Origin of the sequence: Caulobacter sp. SLTY (assembly GCF_009905535.1) — a bacterium.
In the GTDB taxonomy this organism is placed as follows: domain Bacteria; phylum Pseudomonadota; class Alphaproteobacteria; order Caulobacterales; family Caulobacteraceae; genus Caulobacter.
Genome location: NZ_JAAALA010000030.1, coordinates 15,163 through 37,688 on the forward strand (window position 1 = coordinate 15,163; position 22,526 = coordinate 37,688).

16 protein-coding genes are annotated in these 22,526 nt (G+C 67.8%); 11 read left to right on the forward strand and 5 right to left on the reverse strand.

Features of this window, described 5'->3' with window-relative positions; translation table 11 throughout:
- Positions 1 to 2 precede the first annotated feature (2 nt).
- The gene (locus GVN21_RS15935; protein ID WP_166575726.1) at positions 3 to 3,173 is read left to right on the forward strand and encodes a PAS domain S-box protein; all 3,171 of its coding nucleotides are present in this window, start codon (positions 3 to 5) and stop codon (positions 3,171 to 3,173) included.
- A 22-nt stretch (positions 3,174 to 3,195) separates the two neighbouring features.
- Positions 3,196 to 3,588: a response regulator gene (locus tag GVN21_RS15940; protein WP_346764279.1), complete on the forward strand. Its 393-nt coding sequence runs from the start codon at positions 3,196 to 3,198 to the stop codon at positions 3,586 to 3,588.
- Here the strand turns inward: GVN21_RS15940 and GVN21_RS15945 are convergent.
- Complete coding sequence (locus GVN21_RS15945) at positions 3,572 to 4,228, reverse strand: response regulator (RefSeq protein WP_166575728.1); 657 nt, start codon at positions 4,226 to 4,228, stop codon at positions 3,572 to 3,574. The genes GVN21_RS15940 and GVN21_RS15945 overlap by 17 nt on opposite strands.
- A 356-nt stretch (positions 4,229 to 4,584) precedes the next feature.
- Between GVN21_RS15945 and GVN21_RS15950 the strand changes: the two genes are divergently transcribed.
- Together GVN21_RS15950 and GVN21_RS15955 are read left to right on the forward strand one after the other, a co-directional pair.
- Entirely contained in the window at positions 4,585 to 4,959 is a 375-nt protein-coding gene (locus GVN21_RS15950; protein ID WP_166575729.1) for a response regulator, read from the forward strand.
- Complete coding sequence (locus tag GVN21_RS15955; RefSeq protein WP_166575730.1) at positions 4,949 to 5,632, forward strand: response regulator; 684 nt, start codon at positions 4,949 to 4,951, stop codon at positions 5,630 to 5,632. The genes GVN21_RS15950 and GVN21_RS15955 overlap by 11 nt, the downstream gene beginning before the upstream one ends.
- A gap of 94 nt (positions 5,633 to 5,726) precedes the next feature.
- Here the strand turns inward: GVN21_RS15955 and GVN21_RS15960 are convergent, their stop codons facing one another.
- Together GVN21_RS15960 and GVN21_RS15965 are read right to left on the reverse strand one after the other, a co-directional pair.
- Positions 5,727 to 6,965, reverse strand: a complete 1,239-nt coding sequence (locus GVN21_RS15960) for a TadE/TadG family type IV pilus assembly protein (protein WP_166575731.1) — start codon at positions 6,963 to 6,965, stop codon at positions 5,727 to 5,729.
- Positions 6,962 to 7,576 (reverse strand): response regulator, encoded by a 615-nt coding sequence (locus GVN21_RS15965; RefSeq protein WP_166575732.1) that lies wholly within the window; start codon positions 7,574 to 7,576, stop codon positions 6,962 to 6,964. The genes GVN21_RS15960 and GVN21_RS15965 overlap by 4 nt, the downstream gene beginning before the upstream one ends.
- Before the next feature lie 100 nt (positions 7,577 to 7,676).
- Between GVN21_RS15965 and GVN21_RS15970 the strand changes: the two genes are divergently transcribed.
- Positions 7,677 to 11,114: an EAL domain-containing protein gene (locus tag GVN21_RS15970; RefSeq protein ID WP_166575733.1), complete on the forward strand. Its 3,438-nt coding sequence runs from the start codon at positions 7,677 to 7,679 to the stop codon at positions 11,112 to 11,114.
- A gap of 209 nt (positions 11,115 to 11,323) precedes the next feature.
- Here the strand turns inward: GVN21_RS15970 and GVN21_RS15975 are convergent, their stop codons facing one another.
- Positions 11,324 to 13,540, reverse strand: coding sequence for a TonB-dependent receptor (locus GVN21_RS15975; protein WP_166575734.1), 2,217 nt, complete (start codon positions 13,538 to 13,540; stop codon positions 11,324 to 11,326).
- 363 nt (positions 13,541 to 13,903) lie between these two features.
- Here GVN21_RS15975 and kdpF point away from each other — a divergent pair, with 363 nt between their 5' ends.
- The 6 genes from kdpF to GVN21_RS16005 are packed head-to-tail and all read left to right on the forward strand — an operon-like array spanning position 13,904 to position 21,787.
- Positions 13,904 to 14,020: a K(+)-transporting ATPase subunit F gene (kdpF, locus tag GVN21_RS15980; protein WP_205690124.1), complete on the forward strand. Its 117-nt coding sequence runs from the start codon at positions 13,904 to 13,906 to the stop codon at positions 14,018 to 14,020.
- Positions 14,021 to 14,042: 22 nt separating this feature from the next.
- A complete protein-coding gene (kdpA, locus tag GVN21_RS15985) occupies positions 14,043 to 15,734 on the forward strand; it encodes a potassium-transporting ATPase subunit KdpA (RefSeq protein WP_166575735.1) in 1,692 nt (563 codons plus the stop codon).
- Between the two features lie 19 nt (positions 15,735 to 15,753).
- Positions 15,754 to 17,811 carry a potassium-transporting ATPase subunit KdpB gene (kdpB, locus tag GVN21_RS15990; protein WP_166575736.1) on the forward strand — a complete coding sequence of 686 codons (2,058 nt, stop codon included), beginning with the start codon at positions 15,754 to 15,756 and terminating at the stop codon, positions 17,809 to 17,811.
- A gap of 27 nt (positions 17,812 to 17,838) precedes the next feature.
- Positions 17,839 to 18,426, forward strand: coding sequence for a potassium-transporting ATPase subunit KdpC (kdpC, locus tag GVN21_RS15995; RefSeq protein WP_166575737.1), 588 nt, complete (start codon positions 17,839 to 17,841; stop codon positions 18,424 to 18,426).
- A complete protein-coding gene (locus GVN21_RS16000) occupies positions 18,423 to 21,104 on the forward strand; it encodes a sensor histidine kinase KdpD (protein ID WP_166575738.1) in 2,682 nt (893 codons plus the stop codon). The genes kdpC and GVN21_RS16000 overlap by 4 nt, the downstream gene beginning before the upstream one ends.
- On the forward strand, positions 21,101 to 21,787 hold the full coding sequence (locus tag GVN21_RS16005; protein WP_166575739.1) for a response regulator: 687 nt from the start codon (positions 21,101 to 21,103) through the stop codon (positions 21,785 to 21,787). Before GVN21_RS16000 ends, GVN21_RS16005 begins: the two co-directional genes overlap by 4 nt.
- Here the strand turns inward: GVN21_RS16005 and GVN21_RS16010 are convergent.
- A complete protein-coding gene (locus GVN21_RS16010; protein WP_166575740.1) occupies positions 21,784 to 22,431 on the reverse strand; it encodes a glutathione S-transferase family protein in 648 nt (215 codons plus the stop codon). The genes GVN21_RS16005 and GVN21_RS16010 overlap by 4 nt on opposite strands.
- Positions 22,432 to 22,526 lie beyond the last annotated feature (95 nt).

Below are 22,526 nucleotides of genomic sequence, written 5' to 3' on the forward strand. Positions count from 1 at the left end.
GGTTGAAGGCTCTGGCCGCATTGAATGTCATGGACACCCTCCCCGAGGCGCGGTTCGACCGCATCACCGCGCTTGCCAGCGATCTCTTCGATGCCCCGATTGCCCTGGTGTCCCTGGTTGACGATCACCGGCAGTGGTTCAAATCCCGCGTTGGCCTGGAGGCATGTTCGACCGACCGCTCCTTGGCCTTCTGCGCGTTTGCTCTGGATCTGGGGCCGAGCGCCGTGATGGTTGTTGAGGACGCCACTCGGGATTCCCGGTTCGTGGACAATCCTCTGGTGACGCAGGAGCCGAAGATCCGGTTCTATATGGGCGCCAACCTTACGACCCCAGAAGGATACAATCTCGGAACGCTTTGCGTCATCGATACCAGACCCCGTTCGACCCCATCCGAGCGGGACCAGCAACGTCTGCGTCAGCTGGCGCAGGTTGTGGTGGACGAACTGGTTCTTGGACAGGTGGCGCGGCAAGCGGCCGAGAAGCACACCCTTCTTCGTATGGCGGAAACCATGTCTGGAGTGGGTCACTGGCGACTCGACCTGGCCAGCGGCGGTATCGAATGGTCCGACGAAGTGTATGGAATTCACGGCGTGCGCCGGGAAGAGTTCGATCCCAATCTCGGAGAGGCGCTGCTCTTCTACCCGCCCGAGGACCGCGAGGCCGTCGAAAGTCACATCGCCGACGCCATTGCCAGCCGGACCGGCTTTCAATTTCAACTTCGCCTGCGGCGGCCCGACGGAGCGTTGCGGCACGTCACCTCAAAGGCCGTGTGCGAAATTGGAGCACTCGGCGAGCCGGTCGCGCTGTTTGGGCTCTTCCAGGACGTCACTGAGCATCAGACCCGCCTCGACCGCGTCCGCAAGAGCGAGGCTCGATATCGCCTCCTCGCGGATAACGCGGGCGATGTGATCACCCTTTATGATGCCGAGGGCGGAGGCCTCTATTCCTCGCCCGCTCTAGAAAGACTCCTCGGATACGCTTCTAACGATGCAAAAGGGATGAGCGCGGCCGACTTTCTTCATCCGGATGACCAGGAAGTCGTCCGGGCCGCCTTTTCAGCGCTGGCGCAAGGGCAGGCGGAGGCCACTGTCCAGCATCGTTCACGGCACAGGTCCGGCAAGTATGTTTGGGTCGAGACCAATCTGCGCTCCATTCAGAATGGACCTGAAGACCCCGCCTCGGTTCTGGGCGTGTCGCGCGACGTCACGGAGCGCAAGGCGCTCGAAGCCGAGACGCTTGTCGCCCGAGATCAGGCGCGCGAGCAGGCCCAAAGAGCGCTGCTCGCGGAGGATATCGCCGGGGTCGGCTACTGGAGGGTCGATCTGGCGACGAACGATCTCTTCCTGTCGCCCAAGATGTACGAGATCTACGGCATAAGGGCTGATGAGCAGCCGACGGCGGACGACATTCTCGCCCAACTCCATCCGGAAGAGCGGGTCGAGGAGCTGGCGAGGGTGGCTCAGCGGCTCAAGACCGGCGAGGCGGAGATCAACGCGGTCTTCAGGATTATCCGTAGGGACGGCGAGGTGCGGCACCTGCGCGGCAGTTCGATCATGGAATTTGGGCCGGATGGCGCGCGCAAGGCGGTGCTTGGAACGGTCATCGACATCACGGACATCATCGCGGCGCGCCAGGCGGTTGCGGAGAGTGAGGCGCGCTACCGACGTCTGGCTGAGCAGGCGACCGACATCATCGCCCGCACAAACCTTGATGGGCAAATTGAGTTTATCACCCCCTCGGTCCAGCACACCTTAGGCTATTCGCCAGAGACGTTCATCGGCCGGATGTCTACTGAACTGATCCATCCCGATGACCGCGCATTGGTCGCCAGGGTTTATCAGGACCTCCTGACCCAGGGCGACGACGCGCCCACGCCCCAGGTAAGGTATCGCGGCCGTCATGCCGACGGTCGATGGGTCTGGCTCGAAGGCAGGCCCCGCGTGGTCTTCGATCCCGGATCGAACACGCCGATAGGCTATCAGGACCTCGTTCGCGATGTCTCCGTCTCGGTCGCCGCGGAGGAGGCAGTCGAGCAGGCGCGCGCGGCGGCCGAGGCGTCGGCCGCCGCTAAGACCGACTTCTTGGCCAACATGAGCCATGAATTGCGCACGCCGTTGACCTCCGTCCTTGGCTTCAGTCGATTGATCAAGGAACAGCCCGAGCTCTCGGCCAACACGCGCCGCTTCGTGGACCGGGTCATGAATGCGGGCGCTGCGCTCCTTGCGACGGTTAACGATATTCTCGATTTTTCGAAGCTTGAGGCGGGTCAGATCGAGATCAAGCGCCAGCCGGCCAGCGCCCTGGCGGTCCTCAGCCAGACGGTCGAGCTTTTCGGCGTGCAGGCCGAAGAAAAAGGCCTATCCCTGCATCTGGACGCTGCCGAGCATGTCCCCGACCTCGTGCTCATCGATGCGGACCGACTCAGGCAGGTGCTCCTCAACCTGGTCGGAAATGCCGTGAAGTTCACGGAGGTCGGCGAAATTCGAATTCATGCGCATCACCACGACGGCGCTCTCCACATCGCCGTGGTGGATACCGGGGATGGCATCGCCAAGGATCTGCAGGCCAAGCTTTTCCAACGGTTCTCGCAGGTCGATGCGTCGCCTACGCGTTCGCATGGCGGGACCGGTCTGGGCCTGGCGATCTGCAAGGGCCTAGTCACGGCGATGGGCGGCGACATTGGCCTGACAAGCGAGCCAGGCCAGGGCGCGCGGTTCTATTTCTCGATCCCCGCGCCGGAAGTCGAGCCGATCGGCCCGCGTCAGGGCCTCGAAGTCGGACAGGGGCTTCCGGCCGGCTTTAGGGTGCTGGTTGCGGACGACAATACCGTCAATCTAGACCTGATCGGAGCAGTCCTTCGGGGGTTGGGCGTAGAGGTGACGACGGCTAGCGATGGACGATCGGCCGTCGACATTGCCTTGGGCGCTCCGTTCGACGCCATCCTGATGGACTTGCGAATGCCCGGGCTTGAAGGCCCGGATGCGGCGAGGGAGATCCGAGGAGGGGGCGGGGTGAATGCGGAAACGCCAATACTCGCCTTCTCTGCCGATGTGACCAGCCCTCTGGACGCGGAACTGTTCGATGGATTGATCGCCAAACCCATCGACCCTACGGCCCTTTTGACCGCTCTTGCCGCCATATTTGAACCGGAGCCCAAACGTGGGGCAGCTTGATCGCAAGGCCCAGAGAGTTTTCGTGGCCGAAGACGATAGGGCTATCCTAGACCTGATCGTCACCCGTCTCGACTTGGCCGGCTATAACACGGCCTATGCGAGGGACGGATTCGAGGCGCTTGAGGGCATATTCGCCACGCGGCCGACAGCTGTCATCCTGGACATCGGAATGCCCCGGCTGGACGGTCTTGGCGTCCTTCGACACCTAAGGAAGGCGCCGCTCTTCGCGAACTTGCCCGTCATGATGGCTACGGCGCGGAATACTCCGATGGAGCTTCGCACTGCGATGGATCTAGGCGCTCGAGACTTCCTGACCAAGCCGTTCGAGGACACACAGCTTCTGTGGCGCGTCGGCCGAATGCTGAGACAGCGCAGGCCGCTTCAGCAACGAGGCCCAGTCATTCTGGAATGCTAGAGTCGGGCCCGAAGGGGCGGGACCCCAACCCGCTCATGGTGACCATCCGCACCAGATGGCCCAGTCTTGCCGCGCCCATCTTCAGCATGAGGGATCGGCGGTGGGCTTCGACAGTGCGCACGCTGATCCCCAGGCTTTCGGATATCTGAGGTCCGGTGCGCCCTTTGCCGATCTTCAGAAGAATTTCCAGCTCCCTTGCGGTCAAGGTCTTGAGGCGTGCCGTGACCCTGTCCCGCTCGGCCGCCATAGTCGAATCCTCCTCCGGCGGGTACTCAAGCGCGCGGACGATTTCGACCAGGCGGGCGAGATTGTCGGTCTTTTCGACGAAGTCGCACGCTCCGGCTTTCATCGCACGGACAGCCAATGGCACGTCAGCATGAGCGGTCACCACAACCACTGCTATCCTGGGCGACGATGTGCGAAGGACTTGGGTCAGGGTTACGCCGTCCATCGGTGTCATCCGCACGTCCGTGACGACACAACCGACCGAGTCCGCCGTCAGGCGCGTCAAAAGGTCACTGGCTACCCCAAAGGTCTCCACGGCGAATTCGGCCGGCGAAAAGTGGGCGGCGATGACGTCCCGCATCAGGGAGTCATCATCGACAATATAGACCCGCTGCCGGCTGTCTGCGTTCGTCATCCGCCTATCCTATCAGGGATTTGGAGCGCTGCACCACGCCGCGCAGCGGTTGGCCCTTCGGAGCCAGGGGAGCGGAAGGGCGCAGACACACCGGGCTGCCGGGTGGGCCTATCCGTAGATCTACCTAGCAATTACCGCCAATTGCGCGAGGCCGATCATCGTCGTTTAAGTGGGCGTGAGGGTGATGTCTCCCGAGGGGATTCCCCCGCACAAGCTAAAGTGGTGACTGGGGTCCTTATCAGACCGCACGCCAGATTTTGACCGAGTCCAGCCGACACCGGACGCCCCATCTTGATCGCCCAGGTTTTGCCGGCGACCGCGATGGCCGTTGGAGGCTAAATCCGTGAGGCCCGATCGTGAACGTTCTCTATGTCGACGATGAAGCAGACCTTCGCGAACTCGCGCAGTTCTCGCTGGAGCTGGATCCCGACATGCGGGTGGTGACAGCCGCTTCAGGCGCCGCGGCTCTGGAACACCTGCGCCAAGCTCCGGTGGATGTTGTGCTGCTGGACGTGATGATGCCGAAGATGGACGGTCCGACAGTGCTGACCACCCTGCGCGCCGAAATCGGCGGCGCGCCCCCGGTGATTTTCGTCACAGCGCGAGCCCTGCCGGATGAGCGTCGCCGACTGCGCGAGATGGGCGCGCTCGACGTGATCACCAAGCCCTTCGATCCTATGACCTTGGCCAAAACCGTCCGCACTGCGCTCGCGGGGCGTCATGACGGATGACCTGCTTGCCCCGCTGCGGGCTCGTTTCAGGCAACGATGCATGGCGGACTTGGCCACGCTGCGTCAACTTCTGAACCAGGACGAAGACCTTCGTCGTGAGCCCGTCCGAATGGTCGCCCACGGTCTGTCCGGCATAGCCGGCAGCTTCGGACATTCCTCGTTGGGGGCCCTTGCCAGCGATATCGACGATGAAATCACCAAGCGCCAGGTCGTGGCCGAGGAAAAGCTCCGGAAACTCGCCGCAGCCCTGGAGCAGGCCATTGGCGATGCGGGAGCACGGCAAGACGGCGAAGAGAGACGTGACGGCGTGCAAGGCTATGCTTTGATCATCGAAGACGATTTGCTGATGGCCGATGTCCTCGCGCGACATCTCGAAATGCTGGGATACCGCCCTGTATCGATCGTCTCGACTGCAGCGGATGCGCTTGCGGCCATAGAGGGTCGGGAACCGGCGTTGATTCTCGCGGACATCTGCTTGGCGGATGGGGAGAGCGGTCTGGAGATCGCTCAGGCCATTCATCGCAACCATCATGTTCCGCTCGTCTTCGTCAGCGCCCGCCCTGAACTGGCTGCAGAGTCACCGCGGACGACAGTCCTGGATAAATCGAAGCTGAGTTTGGCCGCGCTCCGGACGGTCATCGAGCGGGCTCGTCGGACTTGGTACCTGGAATAGCGGTACTGTTTGCGCTCTCAAGGGTGAGCGGGTCTTTGCTTCGGACGCCGACCCCGCCCGACCAACAGCGGGGAAGACCCTCACTATCCGGCCCCTACTCCGTCAGTCGCACATTCGCCGTGCTGCCGGGGCCGACGCCGTCGGGCACCGGCACGTTGGTCCCGCTGTAGTTCTTGTTGATCACCAGGTCCGGGTTTTCCTTGAGCTGCAGCGACTCGGCGACGATCACCGTCCAGGCCGACTGGTCGGCGACCTTGTTCTTACCCAGGACCACAAGGGTGGCGTTGGGGATGTAGACGGTGCCGAGCAGCTCCCGCGCCGCGCTGGAGGAGATCTCGAAGGTGTTGGTGTTGTCGCGGGTGGTGGCGATCACAAAGCCTGCGTAGGCGCCCTGACGGCGACCGCGCAGGCGAATCTGGGACTCGTCCTTGAAGTTGAACTGGGCGTCTCTGCCGAAGACCAGCACGACATTGTCGCCGATCAGGCTGGCGTTCTCCTTCAGCACCAGGGCGCCCTTGCGGAAGACATGCTCGCCGGGCAGCAGGGTGATGGTTCCCGACTTGCCGACCTGGATGGCGCCGCAATGCACGCCGGGGGCCAGGACGATGGGCAGGAGCTCCGAGACGATATCCACCGGAGAACAGGCTCCGCCATCGGCGCTGATGGTCATGTCGGCGAAGGGGTCGTCGATGGCCGGGGCGTCTGTCTGGGCCGCGGGATTGATGGCCCCAGTGGCCAGACCGGCGGCCTGCACCGTGCCGGCGGTCAGGCTGGCCGCGCCTTCGACCGTGACGTCCCCGTTGCCGTGGACCAGGCAGCCGGGCGCCAGAATCTGGGCGCTGTCCTTGAGATTGATGTTGTCTTGCTTGTCCACGCCGAAGCTGAGCACGCAGAGCGGCGTGGTCCCCATGCGCTGAGCCTTCGACACGATGGTGAAGTTCCAGCCGCCGGGGGGCAGAAGGTTGACGAAGAAGCTGGCGCGGTTGGCCGTGATGGTGACCGTCGCCAACCCCTCCTCCTCGTCGAACTCGATGGCGCTCTGGTAGCTGAGGCGGCCATCCATCTCGGCCAGTTGCTGGGTGATGACCGCCTTGACCCGCTCCGCCAGGCCGCCGTTGTCGGCCACGCCCATCTGCTTTGCGGCCATCAGGGCGGCGGAGTCGGCCACCTCCTGGAGGTTGCCCTTGTCCCCGCTCACCGAGGCCAGATCGACCGCGCCAAGCACCAGAATAGCGATCACCGGGGCGGCCAGCGCGAAGGTGGTGACCACATTGCCACGTCGGTCGCCGACGAGGCGGCGAGCCAGCTGCACGAGGGCGTCGGGCAGCCTCATCCGTCCCCGCTGGCCGCAGCGGATTCCACAGCGGCCGCAAAGTCGGCGGCCGCCTCACGCAGGTCAGGGTTGGTGCGCAGGGCGGCCCCCAGAAAGCGGGATCCCTCGCGGGCGACCGAGCGCAGCCCGGCCTCGGCCTGCTGACGGGCCTGGCTGATGCGAAGCCGTTCCTCCAGCAGTTCGGCCTCGTTGGCGCAGGTGCGGTGGACGTAGCGGATCTGGTAGCTGAGCAGGCGCCAATTGATCGGCTTGGCGATGAAGGAGGTGGCGCCGGCGTCGAAGGCGCGGTCGATGGCGGCCGTGTCCTCGCGGCCGGTCACCACGATCACCGGCAGACGTTCGGTGGCTGGATCGGATCGCAGTCGGCGGAGCACCTCGAAGCCGTCAACGCGCGGCATTTCCAGGTCGAGCAGCACAAGATCGGGCTGGCGCTCGGCGATGCTGGCCAAGCCCTCCTCACCGTCAGCGGCGGTCTCGATGGAGCTGTTCTCAGTGGCCAGATGCACGGCCGCAAACTCGCGCAGGATCGGATCGTCATCGACGAACAGCAGGCGCAGGTCGGCAGCGACACCGTAGTAAAATGCCCGCTTGAGTTGGACGCGCGCGTCCATCCTGTTCCCCCAGATCCGAAGCCGTCCCCACATTAAGCACGGGGAAATTAATGGTGAGTAACGTCAGTTTTCCTAAGTCTCTGGCGGGGCGGAACTTTTATTGATCCAAAAGTCTGACAGTCGACGCAGGCCGTCGGTCCGCACCCGCCTTGCGGTGCTGGTGATCGCCTCTGTCAGCGTCGCGGTGGCCATCGTGACGGCGGTTACCGCCATGCGCGAAGGCCGGCGCGAGGCCGCGCGCCAGATGGAGCAGTTCCGCGCCGCCGCCGCCGTCCTGGCCTCGACCAGCGCCGAGGCCACGGCCGAGCGCAGCGCCTCGCGGGCCTATGCATCGCTGCGGGCGATCAAGCTGCTTCCCGGCGTGGACTATGCGCGGGTCGAAACCGCCGATGGCCGCACCCTGGCCGAGACCGGATCGGGCGCCCGCCTGGCGCGGGATGTCAGCGTTAGTGGTGAGGCTGGGGCGAGCACCGCCTCCTTGCTGTCCTCGGGAACGGTAGAGGTGCGGGCGCCTGTGACCTTCGGCCGGCGGCCCGTTGGCCAGGTGGTGCTGTTGGGCAGGACGAGTGGGGTTGGTGAGCGGCTGGCCGGGGCCCTGCTGGTCAGCCTTCTCGCCGGTTTGGCGGCGGCGCTGGTCGGGATGCTGGTCGCCTGGCGAATGCAGCGGCGGATCACCGGGCCGATTCTCGCCTTGAAGGACAGCATGGCGGGGGTGCGGTCCACCCTCGACTACAGCCGCCCGGCCCAGGCACCCGGCGCCGACGCGGAGATCGCCGAGCTGGTTGAGGGCTTCAACGCCATGTTGGCCGAGATCCGCGACCGCGACGCGGCCATCGCCGGCCATGTCGAGGGGCTGGAGCGGACCGTCGCCGAGCGCACCGCCGACCTGGTGGTCGCCAAGGAGGCGGCCGAGAACGCCAACGCGGCGAAGGGTGACTTCCTGGCCACCATGAGCCACGAAATCCGCACCCCGATGAACGGCATCATGGTGATGGCCGAGATGCTGGCGGCCGGCGAATTGCCGGCGCGGCAACGACGGTTCGCCGAGGTGATCGCCAAGTCCGGATCGAGCCTGCTGGCGATCATCAACGACATCCTCGACTTTTCGAAGATCGAGGCCGGCAAGATGGAGCTGGAGGCGGCGCCGACGGATCCGGCCGAGGTGGTCGAGGATGTCGCCAGCCTGTTCTGGGAGCGGGCCCGGTCCAAGGGGCTGGACCTGGCGGTGTTCGTCGATCCGGCGGTTCCGGCCCGGGTGCTGGCCGATCCGACGCGGCTGCGCCAGGTGGTCGGCAACCTGGTCAACAACGCCATCAAGTTCACCGAGGCCGGCGGGGTGATGGTCACGGTCGAGGCCGCGGACGGCGGCCTGAAATTCATGGTGCGCGACAGCGGTATCGGCATCGCGCCGGAGAAGATCGGCGGCCTTTTCGGGGCCTTTACCCAGGCTGACCAGTCGATCACCCGGCGGTTCGGCGGCACGGGGCTGGGGCTGGCGATCTGCAAACGGCTGGTCGAGGCGATGGGCGGCGAGATCCAGGTGCAGAGCCAGGTCGGCCGGGGCTCGGTTTTCGGCTTCACCCTCTCGCTGGAGACGATCGAGGCGGCGCCGGAGTGGCCGAGGCTGGAGGGGCAAGCAGCCCTGGCGCTGGCGGGGCCTTGCACGGCGGCGGTGGCTCGGCGCTACCTGGTGGCGGCGGGGCTGGAGCCGGCGGGTCTGGATGCCCGGGGCGCGGTGGTGGCGATCGGGGAGCCGGCCCTGCTGGAGGGCGCGGCGCGCTGCGAGGCGCCGACCCTGGTGCTCGGCGAATACGGCGACGGGCGGCCTGCCGCCCTGGTGCGTCAGGGCCAGGCCGAGGCGGTGCTGATCCAGCCCTTGCGGCGCGGCGACCTGCTGCGGGCGCTGCGCCAGATCGCGGCGGGCGAGGCGGTGACCGATCCCGGTGAGTCCGGCGGAGAAGTCGCGACCACTCTGCCGAGCTTCGTCGGTCGGCGAGTGCTGGTGGTGGACGACAGCGCGGTCAACCGCGAGGTGGCTGTCGAGGCCCTGTCGCGGCTGGGCGTGGTCTGCGAGACGGCCGAGGACGGGCGCCAGGGCGTGGCGGCGACCCTGGCGGGCGGCTTCGACCTGGTGCTGATGGACGGGTCGATGCCGGAGATGGACGGCTACGAGGCGGCTCGCGAGATTCGCGCGCGCGAGACTGCCGGGAGGACGCCGATCGTCGCCCTGACCGCCCATGTGGTGGGAACGGCGGCGGAGGCTTGGCGAGAGGCCGGCATGGATGGCGTGCTGCACAAGCCCTTCACGCTTGCCGGGCTAGCCGCCGTGCTGGGCCAGCATATGGAGGCCTCGGCCGAAAGGGTTGTCGAGGCGCCGTCGGTCGCGGCGGGGCCGACGAGCGAGCTGCTGGACCCCGAGGTAGTGGGTGAGCTGGCAGGGATGGCGGCGGCGGGAAAGGCCGACTTCGTCGAGCGGGTGCGCCGCCTTTACCGCGAGAACGCGCCCTTGGCCGTGGACGCCTATCTGGACGCGGCGGCGGCCGGCGACCCCGATGGCGGCGCGCGGGCGGCCCATGCGCTAAAGTCGATGAGCCTGAACATCGGGGCGCGGGCGGTGGCCCAGACGGCGGGGCGGCTGGAAAGCCGGGCGAGGGACCAGGGTCAGGTGACCGTCGCGGATGGCGAGGCGCTCAAGGGGCTGCTGGCCGCAACATTGGAAGTCCTGGAAGATCGGGCTCCGGCCCGCAAGGAACCGCCGTCGCTCAGCGCCGAGGACGCGGCCCTGACGCTGGCCCTGGCCAAAGCGGTCGAGCGGGACGAGTTCCACCTGGCCTACCAGCCGCAGTTCAGCCGCGACGGGCAGGAGGTCACCGGTTGCGAGGCGCTGCTGCGCTGGACCCATCCGACCCAGGGGCCGATCGGACCTAACCGGTTCATCCCCCTGGCCGAGCGGGCCGGGCTTATGGGGCCGATCACCCGCTGGGTGCTGCGCCGGGCGATGGAGGAGACCGCCGACCTCGACGGGCTGGCGGTCAGCGTCAACGCCAGCGCCCTGGATGTGGCCGATCCCAGTTTCGTCGACGACCTGTCGGCCATCCTGGTGCGGCTGGCCTTCCCGCCCAAGCGGTTGGAGGTGGAGCTGACCGAGACCGCCGTGCTGGCCGACGAGGCGGAGGCCAAGCGGGCCATCGAGCGGCTGCAGACCCTGGGGGTCAGCGTTGCGCTGGACGATTTCGGCATGGGCTACACCAGCCTCAACCAGCTGCGGCTCTACCCGTTCGACAAGCTGAAGATCGACCGCAGCTTCATCATCGGCTGTCCCGCCGACACCACCAGCGCCACCCTGGTGCATGCGGTGATCAGCGTCGGCCGGGCGCTGGGCATGAAGGTGGTCGCCGAGGGGGTGGAGACCGAGGAACAGCGAAAGTTCCTGGCTGTCGCCGGCGTCCACGCCTTCCAGGGCTACTTGTTCGCCAAGCCGATGCCGATCGGGGAGATGCGGGCGCTTTGGGCCGGGCGGTTGGCGAAGACGGGGTAGTGGTCCGGCGACATCAGAACCCTCTCCGTCTGATCTCCCACTTTCTTCCGTCATCCCGGCCGGAGCGCGAAGCGCGGAGAGCCGGGACCCAGGAGGGCGTGATCTCGCTACCCAACGCAGTATTGCGGCCGGCGCTCTGTCACCCCCTGGGTCCCGGATAAGCGCTGCGCGCTTTCCGGGATGACGGTGTTGGGGAGCTGGACTGGGTTCTAGTTCCCCGCCTGCGGGGCGGAGAAGTCGAACTGTGGATCCTGCGGTCGTTTGGGGCTGGCGCCGAAGGTGTAGGTCAGACCGATGAACACCGCGCGGCCGCCAAACTGGCGTTCGTTGCGGTCGATGTAGGTGGCGGTCTCGACATCGGTGACGTCGCCGAAATCATCGAGCAGGTCGCGGGCGGTGACCTGGAAGGCCCATTTGTCCGAAAGCTTGCGGCGGTAGCCGAGGTTCAGCATGCCGCCGGCCTCGCGGGTTCCCTGGGCGGTCAGGGACTCGCCCTGCCAGAATCCCGAGAGCTGGATGAAGTCCTCCGGCGTCGGCTGCCAGCTGAGGCTGGCGCGGCCGCTGACCACCGTACCGGAACGGTCACGTCCGCCGGGCAGGCCGGCCGCGTCGATCTCCTGGCGGAACAGGTTGAGACTGGCGTTGTAGCGCAGGGTCTCGTGCAGCTTGCCGTTGGCCACCAGCTCGACGCCGAGGTCGCGGCGGGAGCCGAGGTTCTCGGGACGGGTCAGCAGGACGCCGCCGCCGATGTCTGTGGTCACATCGGTGAAGGCCCCGTCGGTGTCCCGATAGTAGGCTGTGACCTGGTAGAAGGTCTGGCCGGCGCGAAGTTGCCAGAGCAGTTCGAAGGCGTCGGTCTCCTGCGGCTCCAGATCGGGGTTGCCCGAGCGCTGGTTCAGCGGATCCTGGTAGGTGGTGAAGGGGTTGAGCAGGAAGGGCTGCGGGCGGACGATCCGGCGGCTGTAGCTGGCCTTCAGCTGCTGGGCGTCGGTGATCTGGTAGCCGAGGTGCAGGGTCGGATAGGCGCTGAAGTCGTTGGTGCTGTCGCTGATCCCGGTGGTGACCTGGTTGAGGTCGCGTTCCAGGTATTCCAGCCGCAGGCCGACCTGGGCCGAGAATTTGCCGAACGGCCGCTCGTAGGTGCCGTACAGGGCATGCACCGCCTGTTCGACCTCGAACTTGTTGGTGACCGTGGGATCGACCACGAGGGTGGTCGGGGTGGGACCCCGGCGCACGCCATTGTCGAAGGCGGCGTCCCGCACCTCCAGCTCGTAGCCGGCGCGCAGCTTGCCGTCATCGGGCATCGGCCGGGTGTAGCTGCTGGTGAAGCCCCAGAGATTCAGGCGGTTGCGGTTGTCGAGCCGATCATACAGCGGCGGGGCGACTGGCAGGCTGTAGTCGTATTCCGAGGCCAGGGAAAAGTGGCCGGTGATGCGGTCGAAGCGCAGCTCGTTGGTCCATTCATGGCCTTCGCCATACCGCTGCAGCAGCCGGCCGGTGACCCCGCGGTTGGCGCCCCGGAAACTGAAGGCCCCGTCGCGGACGTAGGCGCTGACGGGCGCGCCCAGAGCATCGAGGGTCTCGTACGTCTCGATGCCCTCGCCGCCATTGTCGATCTGGTTGCCGCGCAGTTCACCCGTGAAGCTCAGCTTGTCGGTCAGACGGTATTCGCCGGTGAAGCGGCCGTAGAAGACATCGACGTCCCCGATGATCCGCTGGGTCTGGCGGATGGTGGACAGGACGTCGCCGGTGAGGGGATCGAGCCGCTCGCGGGTCCGGTCGCCTTCCTGCTCGGCCAGGTCACGGCGGAAGCCGAGGTCGCCGGAGACGGTCAGCTTGTCCTTGGAGAAGGAGCCGCTGGCGCCGACATTGAAGCGGCCCCGGTCGCTGACGTTGGCGCGGATGGAGCCGGTGGTGGTCTGGCCGGGCTTGGGGGCGTTGGGCTTGGTGATCAGGTTGATCACCGCGCCGCCCTCGGGGCTGTAGGCGGCCGAGGGGTTGGTCATCACCTCGATGCGGCTGTACTGGCTGGCTGGCAGCTGCAGCAGGGCCTGGCCGCGATTGTCGCCGGTCAGCATGCCGGAGGGACGGCCATCGACCAGGATGGTGACGTTCGGGTCACCGCGCAGGGAGACGTTACCTTCCGGATCGACATCGACCGAAGGGACGTTGCGCAGTGCATCCGCAAGCGTGCCGCTGGAGGCCTGCAGGTCGTTGGTCAGGCTGTAGCTGGTCGAGTCGATCGAGGCGCGGACCTCGCTCGGGCTGGTGCTGACGACCACGTCCTCGACGGTGGTGTCTTCTTCCTTCGCAGCTTCGGCCGGTTTGGTCTCGGCGGGCTTGGTAGGGGTCTGCTGGGCCAGGGCCGGGCCGGTCATGGTGACGAGGGCGGCGCCGGCTAGCAGCCAAACACGGAATGCGATCATGAAAATTCTCCCCTGCGCCCGAAAACACAAACGTCGGACAGAGGAATGGCTATAGAGCGCACAATGTGGGTGGAAGTTACTTCTTGGTCATGAAGCAGAGTGGCGCCGAATTACAACATAACCTGCATCATTGCTGAATTTTAATCTTGAGGCGCGTCGACGCGCCTTTAATCCGCCACAGGGCCGTTTCGGCGCCGGTCATCAGCTTCGTCTCTTTATGCGCCCCTTATGCGGCGTCCGGGCCTTCCGGCTCGAACCCTGACGGCCTTCGGCGCGACAAGGCGGCCTAACTCAGGAGAGCCGCCTTGGCCGATATCCTCTTCCTCGCCCTGGGGCTGGGAGCGTTCGCGCTCTTCGGCCTCTATGCCGCGTTGCTGCGCAAGGTCTGACGCCATGTGGGTCACGATCCTCTACGCCGCCGCCGCTGTCGGCCTCGCCGTCTACATGGTCGCGGCGCTGATCCGCCCCGACCGCTTCTAAGCCTTAGAAAAGGAGACCTCGCATGGACTGGCGGGGCTGGGCCGAGATCGTCTTCACGATCGGCCTCACACTGGCGCTGAGCTGGCCGCTCGGAGCCTATCTCAAGCGGGTCTGGACCGGGGAGGCCCAGTGGCTGGCTCCGGTCGAGCGTGCCGCCTACGCCGCCTTCGGCGTCAACCGCGACAAGGGGCAGAACTGGCTGGGCTACGCCGCCGCCGTGCTGGCCTTCAGCGCCGCGGGCTTCACCATCCTCTATGCGATGCTGCGCCTGCAGGGCCTGCTGCCGCTCAATCCGCAAGGGTTCCCCGGCCTGACCAGCGACCTGGCCTTCAACACCGCCGTCAGCTTCGTGACCAACACCAACTGGCAGTCCTACGCGGGCGAGACCACCCTATCGACCCTGTCGCAGATGGCCGGGCTGACGGTGCAGAACTTCGTCTCCGCCGCCGCCGGCCTGTCGGTCGCCGCCGCCCTGGCCCGCGCCTTCGCGGCGGACAAGGCCGAGGGACTGGGCAACTTCTGGGTCGATCTGACCCGGATCGTCCTCTACGTCCTGCTGCCGGTCTCGGTGGTCTTCGCCCTGGTGCTGGTGGCCCTGGGCGTGCCGCAGTCGCTGTCGGCGGGCACGCCGGTCACCACCCTGGAAGGGGCCCAGCAGACCCTGGCCCTGTTCCCGGTGGCCAGCCAGGAGATCATCAAGCAGTTCGGCACCAACGGCGGCGGCATCTTCAACGCCAACTCCGCCCACCCGTTCGAAAACCCCAACATCTGGACCAACCTGATCCAGATGGTGGCCATGAACGTGCTCAGCCTGGCGGCGGTGTTCGCCTTCGGCCGCATGGTCCTGGCCCGCAAGGAGGCCCGCGCCCTGGCGGCGGTGATGGTCATTCTCGTGGGCGCGGCGGCCGGCGGCATCTATGCGGCAGAGACCCTGACGCCCCAGCCGGCCATGGCCGCCGCGGGCGTGGATGCGACCGCCAACATGGAGGGCAAGGAGGTCCGCTTCGGTCCGGCCACCACCTCGACCTTCGCGGCCTTCACCACGGGCGCCTCCGACGGGGCGGTCAACGGCATGCACGGCAGCTTCATGCCGCTGGGCGGCGGGATCGCCATGTTCATGATCCAGCTGGGCGAAATCCTGCCCGGCGGGGTCGGATCGGGACTCTACGGGATGCTGGTCATGGCTCTCTTGGCCGTGTTCGTCGCCGGGCTGATGGTCGGCCGCACACCCGAGTACCTGGGCAAGAAGGTCGAGGCGCGGGAGATCAAGCTGGCCATGCTGGCGGTGCTGATCCTGCCCCTGGCCATCCTCGGCTTTTCGGCGGTCGCGGCGGTTCTGCCCTCGGCGCTGAAGGGCCTGTTGAACACCGGCCCCCATGGCCTGTCGGAGATCCTCTACGCCTACTCATCGGCGGCGGGGAACAACGGCTCGGCCTTCGCCGGCCTGACCGCCAACTCGCCCTGGTGGAACACCACCCTGGGGATCGCCATGCTGCTCGGCCGGTTCGCCTACATCGTCCCGGTTCTGGCCATCGCCGGCGCCCTGGCGGCCAAGCCCAAGCTGGCGCCGACCACCGGGACCCTGCCCACCGACGGGCCGCTGTTCGTCGGGCTGCTGATCGGGATCATCCTGATCCTCGGCGGCCTGCAATTCTTCCCCGCATTGGCTCTCGGGCCGATCGTCGAACACTTCCAAGTGCTCGCGGTCCGCTAAGGCCAAAGGACCCAAAGACATGTCCGACATCCTCGCCGCTGGACCGAAGGCCAAGAGCGCCATCGGCTCCGTTACCCTCACCCGGGAGGTGGTGTTCCGCGCCCTGCGCGACGCCGTCCTCAAGCTCGATCCGCGCAAGCTGACCGGCAACCCGGTCATCCTGGCCACCTGGGTAGTCGCCGGCCTGGCCAGCGTCTCAGCCGTGGTCGCGGTCGCAGGCGGCCAGCCGGCCGGCTTCGAGATCCAGATCGCCCTCTGGCTCTGGGCCACCGTCCTGTTCGCCAACCTCGCCGAAAGCGTCGCCGAGGGCCGGGGCAAGGCGGCGGCCGACAGCCTGCGCGCCTCGAGGGTGACCACCAAGGCCAAGTTGCTGGTCGATCCGACCACCGGGACCTGGATCCCCACCCCCGCCCACAAGATCGGGGCCGGCGAGGTGGTGCTGGTCGAGGCCGGCGATGTGATCCCCGCCGATGGGGAGATCATTGAGGGGGTCGCCAGCGTCAACGAGGCGGCCATCACCGGCGAGAGCGCCCCGGTCATTCGGGAAAGCGGCGGCGACCGCAGCGCCGTGACCGGCGGCACCACCGTGGTCTCCGACTGGATCAAGGTGCGGGTCACCAGCCAGCCAGGCTCGACTTTCCTCGACCGGATGATCGCGATGGTCGAAGGGGCCGATCGCCGCAAGACGCCGAACGAGCTGGCGCTCGGCGTGCTGCTGGCCGGCCTGACGCTGATCTTCCTGATCGCCGTGGTCAGCCTGCTGGGCCTGGGCGCCTACTCCGGGGTGAAGCTGGACCCCATGGTGCTGGGCGCCCTGTTCGTCACCCTGATTCCGACGACCATCGGCGGGCTGCTGAGCGCCGTCGGCATCGCCGGCATGGACCGGTTGCTGAAGGTCAATGTCCTGGCCACCTCCGGCCGGGCGGTGGAGGCGGCGGGCGACGTTGACACCCTGCTGCTCGACAAGACCGGCACCATCACCTTCGGTAACCGGATGGCGACCGAGGTGATCGCGGTCCCCGGCGTGCGGCCGGAAGCGGCCCTGCGCGCCGCCTTGATGGCCAGCCTGGCGGACGAGACCCCGGAGGGCCGCTCGATCGTCGATCTGGCGCGGGACCAGGGGATGACTGCCGAGACGCCAGAGAGCGCCACCTTCATTCCCTTCTCCGCCGTCACCCGGCAGTCGGGGCTGGACGCCGGGGCCTCGTCCTGGCGCAAGGGGGCGGTGGATGCGGTGCTGGTGGGCCTGAAGGTCGGCGAGGCGCCGGCGGAGTTTCGCCAGGCGGTGGACCGCATCGCCCGCTCCGGCGGCACCCCGCTGGCGGTGAGCGAGAACGGGGCCCTGGTCGGGGTCATCCACCTGAAGGACGTGGTCAAGCCGGGGGTGAAGGAGCGGTTCGCCGACCTGCGCCGCATGGGCGTCCACACGGTGATGATCACCGGCGACAACCCGGTGACCGCCGCCGCGATCGCGTCCGAGGCCGGGGTGGACGACTTCCTCGCCGAGGCGACGCCGGAGGACAAGCTGCGGATGATCCGGGCCGAACAGGCCAAGGGCCGGCTGGTGGCCATGTGCGGCGACGGGGCCAACGACGCGCCGGCGCTTGCCCAGGCCGACGTCGGGGTGGCCATGCAGACCGGCGCGCAAGCCGCCCGCGAGGCCGGCAACATGGTCGATCTCGACAGCGACCCGACCAAGGTCCTGCAGATCGTCGAGGTCGGGAAACAGCTGCTGATCACCCGCGGCGCCCTGACCACCTTCTCGATCGCCAACGACGTGGCCAAGTATTTCGCCATCATCCCGGCCCTGTTCGTGGCCAGCCTGCCGGCGCTGTCGGGGATGAACGTGATGGGCCTGCACAGCCCGGAAAGCGCCATCCTCTCGGCGGTGATCTTCAACGCCCTGGTCATCTTGGCGCTGATCCCGCTGGCCCTGCGCGGGGTGAAGTACCGGGCCATCGGGGCCGGCAAGCTGCTCAGCCGCAACCTGACCATCTACGGCCTGGGCGGCATCGTCGCCCCCTTCGTGGGGATCAAGCTGATCGACCTGATTGTCTCCACCCTCGGGCTTGCCTGAGATCCTGGCCTGAACGGAGTTCCCGACATGCTTTCCCTCATCCGTCCGGCCCTGGTCTCCATGGCCTTCTTCATCCTCCTGACCGGTCTGGCCTATCCCCTCGCGGTGACCGGCATCGCCCAGGCGGCCCTGCCGGCCCAGGCCAACGGCTCCCTGGTCATGGGCAAGGCCGGTAAGCCGCTGGGCTCGGCCCTGATCGGTCAGGCGTTCACCGCCCCCGGCTACCTGCACGGCCGCCCCTCGGCCGCCGGCGCGGGCTATGACGCTTCCGCCTCCTCGGGGTCCAACTATGGCCCGCTGAACGAGGACTACGCGGCGCGGGTCAAGGAGAGCGCCGACGCCCTGAAGGCCGAGAGCGCCGCCGCCATCCCGGTCGACGCGGTGACGGCCTCCGGCTCCGGCCTCGATCCGCATATCTCGCCGGCCTACGCCGAGCGGCAGGTGGCGCGGATTGCCGTCGCACGAGGCCTCGCCCCCGCCAAGGTGCGGGCCATGATCGCCGACGCCACCCAGGGTCCCACCCTCGGCTTCCTCGGGCAGCCGACGGTCAATGTGCTGGCGGTCAACATGGCCCTCGACGCGGCTTCCGGCACGGCGCAACTTCCGGCGCGATGACAGCTGACGAGCCGGCCCGCCCTGATCCAGACGCTCTGCTGGCCGCCGCCGGCAAGGCGGGCCGGGGCCGGCTGAAGATCTTCCTCGGCATGGCCCCGGGGGTGGGCAAGACCTTCGAGATGCTCAGCGCCGCCGGGCGCCACCAGGCAGCCGGCGGCGAGGTGCTGGTCGGGGTGGTGGAGACCCACGGCCGCAAGGAGACCGAGGCCCTGCTGGACGGGCTGGAGGTGCTGGCCCGCAAGCCGATCGACTACCGCGACCGCACCCTGCTGGAGTTCGACCTCGACGCGGCCCTGGCCCGCAAGCCGGGGCTGCTGCTGGTCGATGAATACGCCCATTCCAACGCGCCGGGCTCCCGCCATCCCAAGCGGTGGCAGGATGTCGACGAGTTGCTGGCGGCGGGAATCGACGTCTGGACCACCCTCAACGTCCAGCACCTGGAAAGCCTGGTCGAGGTGGTCTGGAAGATCACCGGGGTGCGCCAGCGCGAGACGGTGCCCGACAGCGTGCTCAGCCGCGCCGACGAGATCGAGCTGATCGACATCACCCCCACCGAGCTGCGCGAGCGGATGGCCGCGGGCAAGGTCTATATGGGCGAGACGGCCCAGGTCGCCGCCGACCGTTTCTTCAAGCCCGAGAACCTGACCGCCCTGCGCGAACTGGCCCTGCGCCGGGCCGCCCAGACGGTGGACGACCATCTGAACCAGGCCATGAAGGCGGCCGGGGTCGAGGGCCCCTGGGCGGCGGGCGAGCGCATCCTGGTGCTGGTCGGCCCGGACGCGATGGCCGGCGCCTTGGTGCGCGCCGGGCGGCGGCTCTCCGACATGATGATGGACGCCCCCTGGACGGTGGCCCACATCGAGCGGCCGGGCCGCGCCGGGGCCGACCCTGTCGGCGGCCAGAGGCTGAACGAGGCGCTGAAGCTGGCCGAGCAGCTGGGCGGCTCCACCGTGGTGCTCAACGGCGAGGACCTGGTGTCGGCGGTGCTCGACTACGCCCGGCGCAACAACGTCACCCAGATCGTGGTCGGCAAGTCGCGTCGATCGCGCTGGCGGGGCCTGTTTGGCCGCTCCCTGGCGCCCGCCCTGCTGGAGGAGGCGGCCGGCGCGGCGCTGCATGTGGTCACCGAACGGGCGGCGGACGACCATCCGGCGCCTGCCCCGGCCCGGCCGCCGGTGCGAATCGACTGGCGCGGGCACCTGGGCGCGGTCGGGCTGGTGGCCGGGGCGATCGGCATCGCCACGCTGATCGATACGCGGGTCGAGGAAGCCAACCTGGCCATGGTGTTCATGCTCAGTGTGCTGGCCAGCGGCTTGGCGCTGGGCCTGTGGCCGGCCGTGACAGCGGCGGCCCTGGCGGCTCTGGCCTACAACTTCCTGTTCCTGGACCCCCGGCTGACCTTCGTCATCGGCCATCCGGCGGATGTGCTGACCTTCGCGGTCTTCTTCGCCGCCGCCATGACCACCGGTTGGCTGACCGGCCGGGTGCGTGACCAGGCCAAGGCCACCGCCCGCCGCGCCGCCGCGATCACCGCCCTGCTGGCCGCCAGCCGTCGGCTGTCCGGCGCCGCGCGCAAGGAGGAGGCCGCCGCCGCCCTGGCCGAGCAGCTGTCGGCCGCGACCGGGGCCAAGGCCATGGTCTTCCTGCCGGCCGACGGAGACATCGCCGCCGTGGCCGCCGCCCCGGCGATGGAGGATCTTTCCACCACCGACCTGATGGCCGCCCGCTGGGCCTGGGAGCGGGGTGAGCCGGCGGGGGCGGGCACCGGCACCCTGCCCAGCGCCGCCTGGACCTTCCGCCCGCTGCAGGGGGTGAAGATCCGCGCCGGGGTGGTGGGGTTGGAGCCGCGCGCCCTGGCGGCGGAGGAGGGCGAGCGGTTCGCCCTGGCCCTGATCGACCAGGGCGCCATCGCCCTGGAGCGCGCCGAGTTCGCCGCCGAGGCTGCCGATGCCGACGCCCTGCGACGGTCCGACCGGTTGCGGGCGGCGCTGCTCAACTCGGTCAGCCATGACCTGCGCACGCCGCTATCGACGGTGCTGGGGGCGGTGACCACCCTGATCGACTTCGGCAAGGCGATGCAGCCCAAGGTCCGGGCTGACCTGCTGCTATCGATCCGCGAGGAGGCCGAGCGGCTGAGCCGCTATGTCGGCGACCTGCTGGACATGACCCGGCTGGAGGGCGGGGCGCTGAAGACCCGAAAGTCGTGGACCGACGCCCGCGACGTGCTGGCCGCCGCCATCGGCCGGGTCGAGCGACGGCTGGAGGGACGCAAGCTGGTCCGCGACTTCCCGGCCGAGCTTTCCATGGTGATGGTCGATCCCAGCCTGCTGGAACAGGCGCTGGTCAACATCCTGGAGAACGCCATCGCCTACAGCCCTGATGACTCGACCATCGAGACCGCCGCCTATGAGGACCGGGGCAATGTGGTGATCTCCATCGAGGACGAGGGGCGGGGCATTCCCACTCCGGAGCTGGAGCGGGTGTTCGAGCGGTTCCGGCGGATGGAGGAGGCGACCGACCGGGGCAAGGGGGCGGGCCTGGGACTGGCCATCTCCAAGGGTTTCGTTGAGGCGATGGGCGGGCGGATCGCCGCCGCCAGCCCGATCCATGAGGGACGGGGGACGCGAATCCTGATCAGCCTCCGCAAGGAAACCGTCACCCCCGGACATATGCTTTGACCGCCTACCGCCCGCGCATCCTGGTCATCGACGATGAGCCTCAGATCCACCGGTTCCTGGGGCCGGCGCTGGACGCTGCGGGTTATGAGCACATCCGCGCCGACGACGCGGCCAGCGGTTTGCGGGAGCTGGCCCGCAAGGCGCCGGACGCGGTGGTGCTGGACCTGGGCCTGCCCGACCTCGACGGCAAGGAGGCGCTCAGCAAGGCGCGGGCCTTCTATGACGGCCCGATCCTGATCCTGTCGGCCCGCGACCGCGAGACCGAAAAGATCGACGCCCTCGACGCCGGGGCCGATGACTATGTGGAGAAGCCCTTCGGGGTGGGCGAGCTGCTGGCGCGGCTGCGGGTGGCGATGCGCCATCGGCTGCGGCGCGAGGGGGCGGACGCGGTGATGCGGTCGGGCGAGGTGGAGATCGATCTGGTCAACCGGCGGGTCGTCAAGGGCGGGGAACCCGTGCGGCTGTCGCCCAAGGAGTACGACCTGCTGGCCTGCCTGGCGGGCGGCGCGGGCCGTGTGCTGACCCACCGCCAGATTCTCACTGCCGTCTGGGGCCCGGCCCATGAGCACGATGTGCAGTATCTGCGCGTCTTCGTGGGCCAGCTGCGCCAGAAGCTGGAGGCCGACCCCTCGGCGCCCAGCGTGATCCTGACCGAGCCGGGAGTCGGGTACCGGTTCGGCTAGCCCTGTGAGGCCTCGAACACCGCCGCCTGATCATCGAAAGCGCGTTGGTAGGCCGGCCGGGCCTCGGCGCGGGCCACGTAGGGCGCCAGGTTCGGGTGTTCCTCCAGCAGGCCCGTGCCAGCCAACCGACGCAGGGTGGTGACCATCAGGATGTCGGCGGCGGTGAAGTCGCCGGCGATCCAGTCGCGCTCGCCCAGGGCGGCCGAGAGGTCCGCCAGACGGAGGCGGATCAGCTTGTCGAGGCCGGCCACCCGCTCCTCGAACCAGGGCTTGTCGCGCTCCAGGATGGTGGCCAGGCTGCGATCGAAGATCGGCGGCTCGACGGTGTTGAGGGCGGCGAACATCCAGGCGATGGCGCGGGCGCGCGCCTTGGGGTCCGCCGGCAACAGGCCGGGATGGGTCTCGCCCAGGTGCAGCAGGATGGCGCCGGACTCGAACAGCACCAGGTCTCCCGCCTCATAGGTCGGGATCTGGCCGAAGGGCTGCAGCGCCTTGTGGGCCGGCTGTTTCATGCTCTCGAAGGTGACCAGCCGCACGTCATAGGGCTGGCCGATCTCTTCCAACGCCCAGCGCACTCGCATGTCTCGCGCCAGGCCCCGGCCACGGTCGGGAGAGGCTTCGAAAGCGGTGATGGTCGGGGTCATGCGGCGGCTCCTGATCGGGGGACCGGCGGGAGGGTGTCACCGGCCGGCGTCCGGTCCAAGGACGAATGGGCGGCGGGGTTCCCGACAGGCGCTGG

What these genes read in the sequence shown, in the direction of transcription:
- GVN21_RS15945 (WP_166575728.1), bottom strand. Translation starts at nt 4,228, where the DNA reads ATGACGAACGCAGACAGCCGGCAGCGGGTCTATATTGTCGATGATGAC.
- GVN21_RS15965 (WP_166575732.1), bottom strand. Translation starts at nt 7,576, where the DNA reads ATGGACGCGCGCGTCCAACTCAAGCGGGCATTTTACTACGGTGTCGCT.
- GVN21_RS15975 (WP_166575734.1), bottom strand. Translation starts at nt 13,540, where the DNA reads ATGATCGCATTCCGTGTTTGGCTGCTAGCCGGCGCCGCCCTCGTCACC.
- kdpF (WP_205690124.1), top strand. Translation starts at nt 13,904, where the DNA reads ATGCCGCGTTGCTGCGCAAGGTCTGACGCCATGTGGGTCACGATCCTC.
- kdpB (WP_166575736.1), top strand. Translation starts at nt 15,754, where the DNA reads ATGTCCGACATCCTCGCCGCTGGACCGAAGGCCAAGAGCGCCATCGGC.
- GVN21_RS16000 (WP_166575738.1), top strand. Translation starts at nt 18,423, where the DNA reads ATGACAGCTGACGAGCCGGCCCGCCCTGATCCAGACGCTCTGCTGGCC.
- GVN21_RS16010 (WP_166575740.1), bottom strand. Translation starts at nt 22,431, where the DNA reads ATGACCCCGACCATCACCGCTTTCGAAGCCTCTCCCGACCGTGGCCGG.
- GVN21_RS15960 (WP_166575731.1), bottom strand. Translation starts at nt 6,965, where the DNA reads ATGAGGCTGCCCGACGCCCTCGTGCAGCTGGCTCGCCGCCTCGTCGGC.
- kdpA (WP_166575735.1), top strand. Translation starts at nt 14,043, where the DNA reads ATGGACTGGCGGGGCTGGGCCGAGATCGTCTTCACGATCGGCCTCACA.
- kdpC (WP_166575737.1), top strand. Translation starts at nt 17,839, where the DNA reads ATGCTTTCCCTCATCCGTCCGGCCCTGGTCTCCATGGCCTTCTTCATC.
- GVN21_RS15955 (WP_166575730.1), top strand. Translation starts at nt 4,949, where the DNA reads ATGACGGATGACCTGCTTGCCCCGCTGCGGGCTCGTTTCAGGCAACGA.